Source organism: Achromobacter sp. EB05 (genome assembly GCF_044232075.1).
GTDB classification, from domain to species: domain Bacteria; phylum Pseudomonadota; class Gammaproteobacteria; order Burkholderiales; family Burkholderiaceae_B; genus Achromobacter; species Achromobacter dolens.
This window is the reverse complement of record NZ_CP155917.1, coordinates 855,800-869,084: the sequence shown is the minus strand read 5'-3', so window position 1 is coordinate 869,084 and position 13,285 is coordinate 855,800. Positions and strand designations below refer to the sequence as shown.

At 68.5% G+C, this 13,285-nt stretch carries 10 protein-coding genes; all 10 read right to left on the bottom strand.

Annotated features, from left to right (window positions below):
* Window positions 1-7: 7 nt before the first annotated feature.
* From AAID08_RS04070 to rsmH, 10 genes are read right to left on the bottom strand one after another with little or no spacing between them, the layout of a single operon-like run.
* Window positions 8-958 (bottom strand): D-alanine--D-alanine ligase, encoded by a 951-nt coding sequence (locus tag AAID08_RS04070; protein ID WP_064527139.1) that lies wholly within the window; start codon window positions 956-958, stop codon window positions 8-10.
* The gene (gene murC, locus AAID08_RS04065) at window positions 955-2,361 is read right to left on the bottom strand and encodes a UDP-N-acetylmuramate--L-alanine ligase (RefSeq protein ID WP_064527137.1); all 1,407 of its coding nucleotides are present in this window, start codon (window positions 2,359-2,361) and stop codon (window positions 955-957) included. Before murC ends, AAID08_RS04070 begins: the two co-directional genes overlap by 4 nt.
* Window positions 2,358-3,437, bottom strand: coding sequence for an undecaprenyldiphospho-muramoylpentapeptide beta-N-acetylglucosaminyltransferase (murG, locus tag AAID08_RS04060; RefSeq protein ID WP_064527135.1), 1,080 nt, complete (start codon window positions 3,435-3,437; stop codon window positions 2,358-2,360). The genes murC and murG overlap by 4 nt, the downstream gene beginning before the upstream one ends.
* Entirely contained in the window at window positions 3,434-4,627 is a 1,194-nt protein-coding gene (gene ftsW / locus AAID08_RS04055; protein WP_395757374.1) for a putative lipid II flippase FtsW, read from the bottom strand. The genes murG and ftsW overlap by 4 nt, the downstream gene beginning before the upstream one ends.
* A complete protein-coding gene (murD, locus tag AAID08_RS04050) occupies window positions 4,624-6,156 on the bottom strand; it encodes a UDP-N-acetylmuramoyl-L-alanine--D-glutamate ligase (RefSeq protein ID WP_395757373.1) in 1,533 nt (510 codons plus the stop codon). Before murD ends, ftsW begins: the two co-directional genes overlap by 4 nt.
* Complete coding sequence (mraY, locus tag AAID08_RS04045; protein WP_049071384.1) at window positions 6,153-7,322, bottom strand: phospho-N-acetylmuramoyl-pentapeptide-transferase; 1,170 nt, start codon at window positions 7,320-7,322, stop codon at window positions 6,153-6,155. The genes murD and mraY overlap by 4 nt, the downstream gene beginning before the upstream one ends.
* Window positions 7,312-10,176, bottom strand: coding sequence for a bifunctional UDP-N-acetylmuramoyl-L-alanyl-D-glutamate--2,6-diaminopimelate ligase MurE/UDP-N-acetylmuramoyl-tripeptide--D-alanyl-D-alanine ligase MurF (gene murF, locus AAID08_RS04040; RefSeq protein WP_372415598.1), 2,865 nt, complete (start codon window positions 10,174-10,176; stop codon window positions 7,312-7,314). Before murF ends, mraY begins: the two co-directional genes overlap by 11 nt.
* The gene (locus AAID08_RS04035; protein WP_054419225.1) at window positions 10,173-11,900 is read right to left on the bottom strand and encodes a penicillin-binding protein 2; all 1,728 of its coding nucleotides are present in this window, start codon (window positions 11,898-11,900) and stop codon (window positions 10,173-10,175) included. The genes murF and AAID08_RS04035 overlap by 4 nt, the downstream gene beginning before the upstream one ends.
* Window positions 11,897-12,187: a cell division protein FtsL gene (ftsL, locus tag AAID08_RS04030; RefSeq protein ID WP_049071379.1), complete on the bottom strand. Its 291-nt coding sequence runs from the start codon at window positions 12,185-12,187 to the stop codon at window positions 11,897-11,899. The genes AAID08_RS04035 and ftsL overlap by 4 nt, the downstream gene beginning before the upstream one ends.
* Window positions 12,187-13,284: a 16S rRNA (cytosine(1402)-N(4))-methyltransferase RsmH gene (gene rsmH, locus AAID08_RS04025; protein WP_175188443.1), complete on the bottom strand. Its 1,098-nt coding sequence runs from the start codon at window positions 13,282-13,284 to the stop codon at window positions 12,187-12,189. The genes ftsL and rsmH overlap by 1 nt, the downstream gene beginning before the upstream one ends.
* Window position 13,285: the final 1 nt, after the last annotated feature.

The following is a 13,285-nucleotide window of genomic DNA, read 5'->3' as shown; positions in this document are numbered from 1 at the left end:
GTCCGGGTCAAGTATTGCGAGCGGCGCTGTGCAACTTGCACGAGGCGTCGGCCAGGATCGCCACGCACAGCTCGGCATAGCTCATGCCGGTGGCGCGGGCCGCCATCGGCACCAGCGAATGGCTGGTCATGCCGGGCGAGGTATTCATTTCAAGCAGCCAGGGGCGGTTGTCGGCATCCAGCATGAAGTCGGCGCGGCCCCAGCCTTCGCAGCCCAGCGCGCGATAGGCGCGCACCGCGATGTCGGCGACCTCCTCGGCCACGGCCGGCGGCAACGCGGCCGGGCAGAAGTACTGCGTGTCATCGGAGAAGTACTTGTGCTCGTAGTCGTAGTTGCCGCCGGGCGCGGCGATCTCGATCACCGGCAGCGCGCGCGCGGTCTTGCCGCTGCCCAGCACCGCCACGGTCAGCTCGCGGCCCTGGATGAACTGCTCGGCCAGCACCTCGGCATCGAACCTGGCGGCCAGCGCGTAGGCTTCCTTCATGTCGGAATAGCCCACCACCTTGGTGATGCCCACGGTCGAGCCCTCGTGCGGCGGCTTGATGATGAGCGGCAGGCTCAGGCGGTCCGGCACCAGGCGCAGTTCCGTGTCGGCGTCCAGCAATTCGAATTCCGGCGTGGGCAGGCCATGCTGCAGCCACACGCGCTTGGTCATGGTCTTGTCCATGGCCAGGGCCGAGGCCAGCGGGCCGCTGCCGGTATAGGGGATGCCCAGCAATTCGAGCGCGCCCTGGATCGAGCCGTCTTCGCCGAAGCGGCCATGCAGGGCGATGAACACGCGCTCGAAGCCCTCGGCGGCCAGCTCGGCCAGGCTGCGCTCGCCCGTGTCGAACAGGTGCGCGTCGACGCCTGCGCTGAGCAGCGCCTGGTGCACGCCAGCCCCGGACATCAGGGACACTTCGCGTTCGGCGGAACGGCCGCCGTACAACACACCCACCTTGCCGAATTTCGCGCTCATGCCAATTCTCCAACTTGGGCCGGGACCTTGCTGATCGAGCCCGCCCCCATGACGATCACCACGTCGCCGTCGCGCACGAAATCGACCACCGCCTGCGGCAGGTCGGCCACGTCCTCGACGAACACCGGCTCGACCTTGCCGGCCACGCGCAGGGCGCGCGACAGGGCGCGGCCGTCGGCGGCCACCAGCGGCGGCTCCCCGGCGGCATAGACCTCTGTCAGCAGCACCGCGTCGGCCGTGCCCAGCACGCGCACGAAATCCTCGAAACAGTCGCGGGTGCGCGTGTAGCGATGCGGCTGGAATGCCAGCACGATGCGGCGGTCGGGCCAGGCGCCGCGGGCGGCGGCCAGCGTGGCGGCCATTTCCACCGGGTGGTGGCCGTAGTCGTCGATCACCGTGAAGGTGCCGCCGCCATGCGCGGCCGGCACCGGGAATTCGCCCGTCTGCGTGAAGCGGCGGCCCACGCCCTTGAACGAGGCCAGCGCGTCGCGGATGGCTTCATCGGCCACGCCCAGCTCGGTCGCCACCGCGATCGCCGCCAGCGCGTTGCGCACGTTGTGCAGGCCCGGCAGGTTCAGCTCCACCTGCAGCGGCGGCAGCAGCGTGTCGCGGTGGCTGCGCTGCACATTGAAGCGCATGCGCGTGCCGTCGGCCTGCACTTCGTAGCCGCGCACCATCGCGTCTTCGTTCAGGCCATACGAGGTGATGGGGCGCGACACGAACGGCATGATCTCGCGCACGTTGGCGTCGTCGGTGCACAGCACCGCGCTGCCGTAGAACGGCAGGCGCTGGGTGAATTCGATGAACGCGCTCTTGAGGCGGGCCACGTCGTGGCCATAGGTGTCCATGTGGTCCGCGTCGATGTTGGTCACGATGGCCATCACCGGCAGCAGGTTCAGGAACGAAGCGTCGGATTCGTCGGCCTCGACCACGATGTAGTCGCCCTGCCCCAGGCGCGCATTGGCCCCGGCGGAATTCAGGCGCCCGCCGATCACGAAGGTCGGATCCAGGTCGCCGGCGGCCAGGATGCTGGCCACCAGGCTGGTGGTGGTGGTCTTGCCATGCGTGCCGGCCACCGCGATGCCGCGCTTCAGGCGCATCAGCTCGGCCAGCATGATGGCGCGCGGCACCACCGGGATGCGGGCGGCGCGGGCCGCGATGACCTCGGGGTTGTCGCCCGCCACCGCGGTCGACGTGACGATGGCGTCGGCGCCGGTGACATTGCTGGCGACGTGGCCGATGGCGATATTCACGCCAAGGCCGGCCAGGCGGCGCGTCACGGCCGACTCGTTCAGGTCGGAACCGCTGATGGTGTAGCCCAGGTTGAGCAGCACCTCGGCGATGCCGCTCATGCCGGAACCGCCGACGCCTACGAAATGGATATGCTGGATTCTGTGTTTCATGATGAACGCCCCGCTGCTTGTTCACAGACGTCGGCGATATGCGCCGCCGCTTCCGGGCGCGCGTGCGCGCGGGCCCGTTCTGCGACGGCTTGCAGTTCTTGGCGGGAACGCTGGCCCAGCCAGTCCGCCAGCCACTCGGGGCTGAAGGCGTTCTGCGGCTGCAGCCACGCGGCCTGCGCGTCGCTCAGGAAGCGCGCGTTGGCGGTTTGATGATCATCGATGGCATGGGGCAGCGGCACGAACAGCGCCGCGACGCCGACGGCGGCCACTTCGGACACCGTCATGGCGCCCGCGCGGCAGACCAGCAGGTCGGCCTCGCCCATGGCGCCGGCCATGTCGTCGATGAAGGCGCGGCAGTCGGCCGTCACGCCCGCCTGGGCGTAGGCCTGCTGCAGCGCCGGCAAATGTTGCTCGCCGGCCTGGTGCACCACCACCGGACGGTCCGCCTGCGGAAGTCGAGCCAGCGCTTGCGGCACGGTGGTATTGAGCGCCTGGGCGCCCAAGCTGCCACCCACCACCAGCAGCCGCAACGGGCCGCTGCGGGCGGCATAGCGCCGCGCCGGATCGGGCAAGGCGCACAGGTCGGCGCGCACCGGGTTGCCCATGGCCTCGCCCTTGGGCAGCACGCCGGGGAACCCGCTCAGCACGCGGCGCGCCATCCTGGCCAGCCACTTGTTGGCGGTGCCGGCCACCGCGTTCTGCTCGTGCACCACCAGCGGCGTGCCACGCAACGTCGCGATGACGCCGCCCGGAAAGGCGACATAGCCGCCCATGCCCAGCACCACGTCCGGACGCACGGACGACAGTCGCGCCCAGGCCTGGGCGAAGGCGCGCACCAGCAGGAACGGCAGCTTCAGCAGCGCCGTCACGCCCTTGCCGCGCACGCCGGCGAAACGCAGCGGCACCAGTTCGATGCCGCGCGGCGGCACCAGCTTGCCTTCCATCTTGTCCGGGTTGCCCAGCCACAGCACGCGCCAGCCGCGCTGGCGCAGCACGTCGGCCACGGCCAGGCCGGGCATGATGTGGCCGCCGGTGCCGCCGGCCATGATCAGGATGGTGCGCGACGACGCGGTCATACCCGTCCTCCGCGCATCATGATGCGGTTTTCCACGTCCACCCGGATCAGCATGGCCAGGGCGCACAGGTTCATCACCACGCCCGAACCGCCATAGCTCATCAGCGGCAGCGTCAGGCCCTTGGTCGGCAACAGCCCGAGGCACACGCCCATGTTGATGAAGGCCTGCACCCCGAACCACATCGCCACGCCGTGCGCCACCAGGCCCGCGAACGTGCGTTCCATGGCAATGGCCTGGCGGCCGATGTCGAAACCGCGGTAGACGATGATGGCGAACAGCGTGATCACCAGCATCACGCCGGCGAAACCCAGTTCCTCTCCCACCACCGCCATCAGGAAGTCGGTATGGGCCTCGGGCAGGTAGTGCAATTTCTCGACGCTGGCGCCCAGCCCCACGCCCAGCCATTCGCCGCGCCCCAGGGCGATCAGGGAATGCGAAAGCTGGTAGGCGCTGCCGTAGGCGTTGTCTTCGTTCCAGGGATCCAGGTAGGCGAACAGGCGCGCGCGGCGCCACGGCGACAACCAGATCAGCATGAGGAAGGTGCCGACCAGCACCGCCAGCAGGCTGCTGAAGTACTTGCCGTTGATGCCGCCCAGGAACAGGATGCCGATCGCGATCGCCACGATCACCATGAAGGCGCCCAGGTCGGGCTCGAGCAGCAGCAGCATGCCGACGCCGGCCAGCGCGAACGCCATCGGCAGGAAGCCGCGGGCAAAGGCCTGCATGTGTTCCTGCTTGCGCACGGTGTAGTCGGCGGCGTAGAGCAGCGCGGCCAGCTTCATCAGTTCCGACGGCTGGAAATTCAGCGGACCCAGCGGGATCCAGCGGTGCGCGCCGTTGACCTCGCGGCCGATGCCGGGCACCAGCACCGCCACCAGCAGCACCATTGCCACCACGAACAGCGGCACCTCCAGGCGTTGCCACACGCGGATCGGAATCGCCAGCACGACGGCGCCCGCCACCAGGCCGGCGGTGACGAACAGGCCATGGCGGATGACAAAGTAATAGCGGCCATAGGAGGCATAGCGCGGGCCGTCGGCCAGCGCGATCGACGCCGAATACACCATCAGCAGGCCGAGCAGCAGCAAGGTCGACGCCGCAATCGCGAGCGGCATGTCGAAATTGCGCATGCGGGTACGGCCGGGCCGTACGGCGTTGACGCTGGCGGTGAGATCGGCGATCAGGCTCATGCCACCTCTCCCCGGTCGCGGGCCAGGTCTTCGACCTCTTCCACGAACACTTGCCCGCGGTGCGGGTAATTGCGGAACATGTCCAGGCTGGCGCAGGCCGGCGACAGCAGCACCACGTCGCCGGCCTGCGCCAGGTCAGCGGCGCGGCGCACGGCGTCGCGCAGCGATTCGACGGCGATGCAGTCGACGCCGGTGGCGGCCAGCACCCGACCGATCTCGGGGCCGTCCTGGCCAATCAGCAACACGGCGCGCGCGTGGCGCGACACCACCGGGATCAGCGGCGAGAAGTCCTGGCCCTTGCCCTGGCCGCCGGCGATCAGCACCACCGGCTGGCCCATGCCTTCCAGCGCGGCCACGGTGGCGCCAACGTTGGTGCCCTTGCTGTCGTTGATGTAGTCCACGCCGCCGATACTGCGCACGAAGGCGGCGCGATGCGGCTCGCCGGCGTATTCGCGCAGGGCCCGCAGCATCGGGCCCCAGCCCAGATCCAGGCAACGCGCCAACTGCAACGCGGCCAGTGCGTTCAAGGCATTGTGGATGCCGCGGATACGCAAGGCATCGACCGGCATCAGGCGGCTCATGCGGCCCTTGGCGCGTGTCGGCTCGGGCGCATCCTTCTTGCGCCGCACAGGCGCCACGGGCTCGTCGAAATCGACCGGCTCGGCCGCGGCCAGCCAGGCCACGCCCTGCCCGAGCTCCAGGCCCATGTCGCCGACCAGTTCCGGCACGTCGCGGCCAAAGCTGCGCACCGGCATGGCAGCCAGCGACGGCACCATGTCCACGGTATGGGGGTCATCGCGGTTGACGATGGCGATGCGCGTCATCTTCAACAGGCGCGCCTTGGCGCGCGCATAGGCGTCCATGCCGCCATGCCAGTCCAGATGGTCCTGCGTCACGTTGAGCACGACGGCCGCGTCGGCCATCAGCGTATGCGTGGTCTCGAGTTGGAAGCTCGACAGCTCCAGCACCCACACCTGCGGCAGATCGTCGGCATCCAGCGCCTGCATCAGCGCGGTCAGCGCCGCCGGGCTGATGTTGCCGGCGGCCAGCACCGACAGGCCACTGGCCTCGGCCAGATCGCGCGTCAGCGCGGTGACGGTGGTCTTGCCATTGGTGCCGGTCACGGCCAGCACGCGTGGGTGATATTCGCGGGTCTCGGCCAGTTCGGCCAGCGCCCGCGCGAACAATTCGATCTCGCCGATGATCTCGATGCCGCGCGCCTTGGCCTCGCGCAGCAGATCGCCAGCCGGCGCGCCTTCGGGCGCCAGTCCCGGGCTGACGACGATCTGGCTCACGCCGTCCAGCAACGCGACGTCGAAAGACGTATCGCAGCCCAGGCGGTACTCGACCTCGGCCTGCGCCAGCGCATCACGCAACGCGTCCAGTCCACCCGGCTCCGCGCGCGTGTCGGCCACGCGCAGGCGGGCACCCTGGCGGGCGCTCCAGCGTGCGGCGGCCACGCCCGACTCGCCCAATCCGAGGATCAGGACAAGCGGCGCGTCGGCGCGGGAGGTTTCCATCGTATTCATCGCAACTTCAGGGTAGAGAGGCCAATCAGCACCAGCATCATGCTGATGATCCAGAAACGCACGACCACCTGGGTTTCCTTCCAGCCGCCCACTTCGAAGTGATGATGCAGCGGAGCCATGCGGAATATGCGTCGACCTGTTCCATAACGTCGCTTGGTGTACTTGAACCACGTCACCTGGATCATCACCGACAGGGTCTCGACCACGAACACGCCGCCCATGATGAACAGCACGATCTCCTGGCGCACGATGACCGCGATGGTGCCCAGCGCGCCGCCCAGCGCCAGCGCGCCGACGTCGCCCATGAAGACCTGCGCCGGATACGCGTTGAACCACAAAAATGCCAGCCCCGCGCCCCCGATCGCCGCGCACAGCACCATCAATTCCGAGGCGCCGGGGATGTAGGGGAACAGCAGGTACTTCGAATAGTCGACGCGGCCGACCACGTAGGCGAAGATGCCGAGCGCGCTGCCAACCATCACGGTAGGCATGATCGCCAGGCCATCCAGGCCATCGGTCAGGTTGACGGCATTGCTGGTGCCGACGATCACGGCCCACGTCAACGCCACGAAGCCGAGCACGCCCAGCGGATAGCTGACGGTCTTGAAAAACGGCACGATCAGGTCGGCGCGCGTCGGCAGCGACATCGTGAAGCCGCTTCCCACCCAGGCCTTGAACAGCGGCCACAATTCGGTGTTGGCCGGCGCCGACACGGCGAACGCCAGGTAGACCGCGGCCACCAGGCCGATGGTTGCCTGCCAGAAGAACTTCTGGCGCGCCGGCATGCCTTCCGGATCGCGATAGACCACCTTGCGGTAATCGTCCATCCAGCCGATCCAGCCAAAGCCGAACGTCACCAGCAGCACCACCCAGACGAAGCGGTTGGTCCAGTCGGCCCAGAGCAGCGTGCTGATGGCGATGGAAATCAGGATCAGCACGCCGCCCATGGTCGGGGTGCCGGTCTTGACCAGGTGGCTTTCCGGGCCATACGAACGCACGGCCTGGCCGATTTTCATCTCGGTCAGCTTGCGGATCACGCGCGGGCCGGCCACCAGGCCGATCAGCAGCGCCGTGGCGCACGCCAGCACCGCGCGCAGCGTGATGTACTCGAACACGCCCAGCGCGCGCACATCATCGGAAAGCAGACGGGCGATCTCAAGCAGCATGGTTGTCCCCCTGCCCCTTGGACGCTTGCCCGTCATTCGAAATAAAAGCCGTCACTACCCGCTCCATGCGCATAAAGCGCGATCCCTTTATCAATACGCAGGACGCGTGCAGGCCGCGCAATGCGGCAACGACTTCGTCTACCGATGCGCAGGCGTGCGCGCCCGTGCCGTAGGCGGCCGCGGCCGCCCGGCTGGCATCGCCTAGCGTGATGAGCGCATCGAGGCCAAGCTCGCGCGCGTAATTGCCCACCTCTTCATGCATGGCGGGGCCGTTGTCCCCGACTTCGCCCATGTCGCCCAGAACCAGGACACGCGTGCCGGCCATGCGGGCCAGCACATCGATGGCCGCGCGAACCGAGTCGGGGTTGGCATTGTAGGTGTCATCGATGAGCAACGTTCCGTCACTCAATTTCTTGTGCTGCATCCGGCCCGCGACCGGGCTGAAGCCGGCCAGCGCGCGCACGGCGGCATCCAGCGGCGCGCCGGCGGCGATGGCGCTGGCGATCGCCGCCAGCGCATTGCGCAGGTTGTGCACGCCGGGCACCGGCAGCGTCAAGTCGGCGCTGCCCATCGGGGTCACCACGCGGCAGCGCGTCGAATCGACGTCCGCCAGGATCTGCTCGGCATAGACGTCCAGACCGGGCTGCAGGCCAAAACGCAAGACCCGGCGTGGAGCGGCCAGCTTGTCCCAGATGGCCGAGTAAGCCTCGTCGCCCGGATAGACGGCCACGCCGTCCGCCGGCAGCGCCGAGATGGCGGCGCCGTTTTCCAGCGCGACCGCTTCCACGGAGTGCATGAATTCCTGGTGCTCGCGCTGGGCATTGGTCACCAACGCCACGCTGGGCGCCGCGATGGCAGCCAGTTGGGCGATTTCGCCCGGATGATTCATGCCGAGTTCGAACACGGCCGCGCGATGCTCCGGACGCAGGCGCAGCAGCGTCAGCGGCACGCCGATGTCGTTGTTCAGGTTGCCGGCCGTGGCCAGCCGACCTGTCTCGCCGCGCCAGACCGCCAGCATGGCCGAGATCATTTCCTTGGTGGTGGTTTTGCCGTTGCTGCCCGTCACAGCCACCACCGGCAGCGTGAAGCGGGCGCGCCAGGCCGCGCCGATGCGCGTCAGCGCCACGCGGGTATCGCCCAGCACCAGTTGCGGCAGGTTCGATTCCGGCACGGCGTGCGCCACCACCGCGGCGCAGGCGCCGCGTTCGGCGGCCTGGTCCAGGTAGTTGTGCGCGTCGAAGTTCTCGCCCACCAGCGCCACGAACAGCTCGCCAGCGCCGATGCGCCGCGTATCCGTGGAAACGCCCTTGACCAGCGGCAGCAGCAGCGCCAGCCGCGCCCATTCGCGATCGTCGAACGGCAGCTTCTCGCCGGCGATCTCCTGATAGGTTTCGTGGCCCTTGCCAGCCAGCAGCACCACGTCCTCGGGCGCGCTGGCCCAGATGGCCTGCATGATGGCGCGGGCGCGGTCGACCTGCACCTCGACCGCCGCCGACGCCGGAATGCCGGCCAGGATCTGCGCCACGATCGCTTCGGGCGACTCGCTGCGCGGGTTGTCGCTGGACACCACCACGTGGTCCGCGAGTTCGGCGGCGATGCGGCCCATCTCGGGGCGCTTGCCGGCGTCGCGGTCGCCGCCGCAACCGAACACGCACACCAGGCGGCCGGCGCGCGCCTGCGCCACCGGACGCAATGCCATCAACGCGCGCGCCAGCGAATCTGGGGTGTGGGAGTAATCCACCACCACCAGCGCGCCACGGCCCGAGTGGGCCTGCGTGCTGGCGGCAACCGGTTCCACGGTCTGCAGGCGGCCATCGACCGGATCGGTCGCGGCCAGTTCGCGCGCGATCTGCGCGAATGGCAGGCCCAGCTTGTACAGCACGCCCGCCACCAGCAGCAGGTTGGAAACATTGTGCGCCCCCAGCAGGCGCGTCACGATCTGGGCCTCGCCATGCGGCGACACCAGCGTGAAGATCTGGCCTTGCGCGGTGGCCTGCAGGTCGCGCGCGCGCATCGCGGCGGGAATCGCCGGGTCCGCGCTCAGGCTGTAGCCCATCACCGACAGGTCCGCCGGCAGCGAGGCGATCAGGCGGCGCCCGGCTTCATCGTCGGCGTTCACCACCGCCGCGCTCAGGCCCGGCCAGCGGAACAGGCTGGCCTTGGCCGCCTCGTAACGTTCCATCGTGCCGTGATAGTCGAGGTGATCGCGCGTCAGGTTGGTGTAGGCGGCCAGCGCCACCCGCACGCCATCCATGCGGCCCTGCTCGATGCCGATCGAAGACGCTTCCATCGCCACCGCCTTGGCGCCGGCGTCGCGCATGGCGGCCAGCAGGCGGTGCACGGTCAGCACGTCCGGGGTCGTGAGATGGCCGCCCAGCGTCTGCCCGTCGGGCAGCACGGCGCCCAAGGTGCCAATGGTGCCGCAGGGCTTGTCGTTGCGGCCCAGCGCGTGGGCGATCCATTGCACCGACGAAGTCTTGCCATTGGTGCCGGTCACGGCCACCACGGCCAGGGTCGACGACGGCCGGCCGTACCAGGTGTCGCCCAGCTCGCCCAGCAGGGCGCGCAAGCCGGTCACCGGCAGCATCGGCGTATCGCCGGCGGCGGCCGCGGCCTCGATGGCCTCGGTCGCGGGCGCCTCGAACAGCACTGCGCTGGCGCCCAGCGCCAACGCCTTCTCTATATATAGACGGCCGTCGCTGGACAGGCCCGGGCAGGCGACGAACACGTCGCCCGGCTCGATCTCGCGGGAGTCCAGCTTCAGGTGCGCGGTCAACGACACGCGCGAATGCAACCACGCCACGGCTTGTTCGACCGTGGCGGCGGGGGATGAGAGGAAGCCTTTGGCGCTCATCTGCCTGGCTCCTTGATACCAGCAACAATTGTCGATTCGAAGGGCGCGTCCGGCCGCACCCCCATCAGCCGCAGACTCCCGCCGACAATGTGGGAGAACACGGGCGCGGCGATCGCGCCGCCGTAATAACCACCGACCGTGGGCTCGTCGATCGAGACGGCCACCACGATCTTGGGATCGGACACCGGCGCAAAGCCCACATACGAACTGCGATACCGCTGCGTGCTGTACTTGCCGTCGACAATCTTGCGCGCGGTGCCGCTCTTGCCGGCCACACGGTAACCCTGGACCTGGGCGGCCTTGGTGCCGTCCGGCCCGGTGGCGGCCTCCAGCATCCCGCGCACCAGCGCGGTGGTCTTGGGCGTATAGATCTTGACGCTGGTCGGATCGCTGTCGCGCTTGACCAGGGTCAGCGACACCATGTCGCCATTGCGGGCGAACACGGTGTAGGCGCGCGCCACTTGCAGCAGCGACACCGACAGGCCATAGCCATAGGCCATGGTGGCCTTCTCGATCAGGCGCCAGCGGTCCCAGGGGCGCAGGCGGCCAGGGGCCGCGCCGGGGAATCCCACTTGAGGGGCCTGGCCCAGGCCCAGTTCGGTGAAGCGGTCCCACATCTCGCGCGATTCCAGCTTCTCGGAGATCATCGTCATGCCGATGTTGCTGGACTTGCGCAGCACGCCGGCCACGTCCAGCGTGCCGTTGCGGCTGACGTCGCTGATCGTGCTGCCTTGATACGTAAAGCGGCCGTTGCCGGTCTCGAACAGGGTCGAGGTGGTGATGCGGCCCAGGTCCAGCGCCAGCGCGGCGGTGAACGGCTTCATGATCGAGCCCGGCTCGAACGTGTCGGTAATGGCCTGGTTGCGCAGATTGGCGCCGTGGAAGGTCTCGCGCTTGTTCGGGTCGAACGTCGGCACGTTGGCCAGCGCCAGGATCTCGCCGGTATGGACGTCCACGACCACGGCGGTGGCGCCCTTGGCCTGGTGCTTGTCCATCGCGTCCTTCAGTTCCTTGAACACCAGGTACTGCAGGCGGGTGTCGATCGACAGCCGCAGGTCGCGGCCATCCACCGGCAGCGTCACGGCCTGCACGTCCTCGATGACGCGGCCCAGCCGGTCCTTGATGACGCGGCGGCTGCCCGGGCGTCCCGACAATTGCTGGTTGAAGGTCAGTTCGACGCCTTCCTGGCCCTGGTCCTCGACGCTGTTGAAACCCACCACGTGGGCCATCACGTCGCCGTCCGGGTAGTAGCGGCGGGTCTCGGGCTGCTGGTGCACGCCCGGCAGGCCGAGCTGCTTGATCTTGTCGGCCACGTCCATCGAGACCTGGCGCTTCAGGTAGACGAAGTTCTTGTCTTCCTCGACCCGGCGGCGCAAGTCGGCGATCGGCGTTTCCAGCAATTTGGCCAGCGAGTCCAGCTGGCTCGGGGTCGCCTGCTTCAGATCCTCGGGAATGGCCCAGATGGCGCGCGCCGGCACGCTGGAGGCCAGCACCGCGCCGTTGCGGTCCATGATCTTGCCGCGGGTGGCGGACAGCGTCAGGGTGCGCTCATAGCGACGCTCGCCTTGCTGCTGCAGGAATTCGGTGGACAACCCTTGCAGGAACAACGCGCGGCCGGCCAGCACGGTGAAACCGCCAAACAGCAGGATCAGCACAAGACGCGCGCGCCAGGTCGGCAGTTGCCCGCGCAGCACCGGATTGTCGAAGAACGGAACGCGCTTCATTGGGCACCTCCGCTGGCCGGCACCGGCGCCTGATTCAGATAGAGCGTGCGGTCAGGCACGATGGGAATCATCTTCAGGCTGTCGCGCGCGATCACGTCAACCCGGGCGTTGCGCGCCAGCTCGGCGCGCTCCAACTGCAGACGCCGCCAGTTGGTTTCCAGGTCGCGCTCCTGCGCCTGATCGCGGCCCAGCTCGACGAAGAGCTGGCGCGACTGATACCGGCTGGTGACCAGGGAAATGGCCGACAGCATCAGCAAAGCCGCAACGATCAGGTTGACGCGACCCATCAGCGGCGCCCTCCCTTGCCGCCGCGACGAGGCGGCGGAGCCAGATCGCTGCCCGGCAGCGACCCGATTTTCACGAACGCCATGCCGCCCTCGGCGGGCAGGGGCGTGGCGGTGCGTTCGGCGACGCGCAGCACGGCCGAACGGGCGCGGGCGTTGGCCGAGACCTCATCGTCTTCGGCCAGCACGCGTCCCAGCGAACGCAACACCGGCTGGGGCATTTCGCTTTCGCGCAGGGGCAGGCGCGCATGCGCGGCTGCCGGACGAGCCGCCGCCGCGATGCACTGCTTGACCATACGGTCTTCAAGCGAATGAAAGCTGATCACCGCCAACCTCCCCCCCGGGGCAAGCAGGTCTAGAGCTGACGCGAGGGTGCGCGCGAGCTCTTCGAGTTCCCGATTGATGTAAATCCGTAGAGCTTGAAAGGTGCGTGTGGCCGGATGCTGCCCCTTTTCGCGCGTGCGGACGGCGCTGGCGACGCACTCGGCAAGCTCGAGCGTGGTGCGCAGCGGCCTTGTTGCGCGGCGAGCAGCAATCGCCTTTGCAACCTGAAAAGCAAACCGTTCTTCGCCATAATCCGCTATGACCTCCCGCATCTCATCCACACTGGCTTGCGCCAGCCAATCCGCCACCGTGGGTCCACGAGTGGTGTCCATCCGCATGTCGAGCGGGCCGTCCCGCATGAACGAGAAACCGCGCTCGGCATCGTCGATCTGAGGCGACGACACCCCCAGATCCAGCATCACGCCATCGACCTTGTCGATGCCGAGCTGCCGCAACTCTTCGGCCATGGTGGCAAAGCCCCCATGCACCACCGTCACCCGGGAATCCGCCGCCGCCAACGCATTGGCCACCGCGATCGCCTCGGGATCCTTGTCGAACACCACCAGGCGGGCCGCCGGACCGAGGCGGCCGAGCAGCTCGCGGCTGTGGCCACCGCGCCCAAAGGTGCCGTCCACGAAGACACCCCGTTCCGCTCGCGTAGCCGCGGCCGGCTCGTCCTGGGCGTGCGACCGTGCCGCGCCCTTGCCGCCGAAATCGGCCAGCAACAGCGCGTCCACCGTCGGCTCCAGCAGGACGGGCCGATGTTCGAATTCCATA

What these genes read in the sequence shown, in the direction of transcription:
- AAID08_RS04070 (WP_064527139.1), bottom strand. Translation starts at nt 958, where the DNA reads ATGAGCGCGAAATTCGGCAAGGTGGGTGTGTTGTACGGCGGCCGTTCC.
- murC (WP_064527137.1), bottom strand. Translation starts at nt 2,361, where the DNA reads ATGAAACACAGAATCCAGCATATCCATTTCGTAGGCGTCGGCGGTTCC.
- murG (WP_064527135.1), bottom strand. Translation starts at nt 3,437, where the DNA reads ATGACCGCGTCGTCGCGCACCATCCTGATCATGGCCGGCGGCACCGGC.
- ftsW (WP_395757374.1), bottom strand. Translation starts at nt 4,627, where the DNA reads ATGAGCCTGATCGCCGATCTCACCGCCAGCGTCAACGCCGTACGGCCC.
- murD (WP_395757373.1), bottom strand. Translation starts at nt 6,156, where the DNA reads ATGAATACGATGGAAACCTCCCGCGCCGACGCGCCGCTTGTCCTGATC.
- mraY (WP_049071384.1), bottom strand. Translation starts at nt 7,322, where the DNA reads ATGCTGCTTGAGATCGCCCGTCTGCTTTCCGATGATGTGCGCGCGCTG.
- murF (WP_372415598.1), bottom strand. Translation starts at nt 10,176, where the DNA reads ATGAGCGCCAAAGGCTTCCTCTCATCCCCCGCCGCCACGGTCGAACAA.
- AAID08_RS04035 (WP_054419225.1), bottom strand. Translation starts at nt 11,900, where the DNA reads ATGAAGCGCGTTCCGTTCTTCGACAATCCGGTGCTGCGCGGGCAACTG.
- ftsL (WP_049071379.1), bottom strand. Translation starts at nt 12,187, where the DNA reads ATGGGTCGCGTCAACCTGATCGTTGCGGCTTTGCTGATGCTGTCGGCC.
- rsmH (WP_175188443.1), bottom strand. Translation starts at nt 13,284, where the DNA reads ATGGAATTCGAACATCGGCCCGTCCTGCTGGAGCCGACGGTGGACGCG.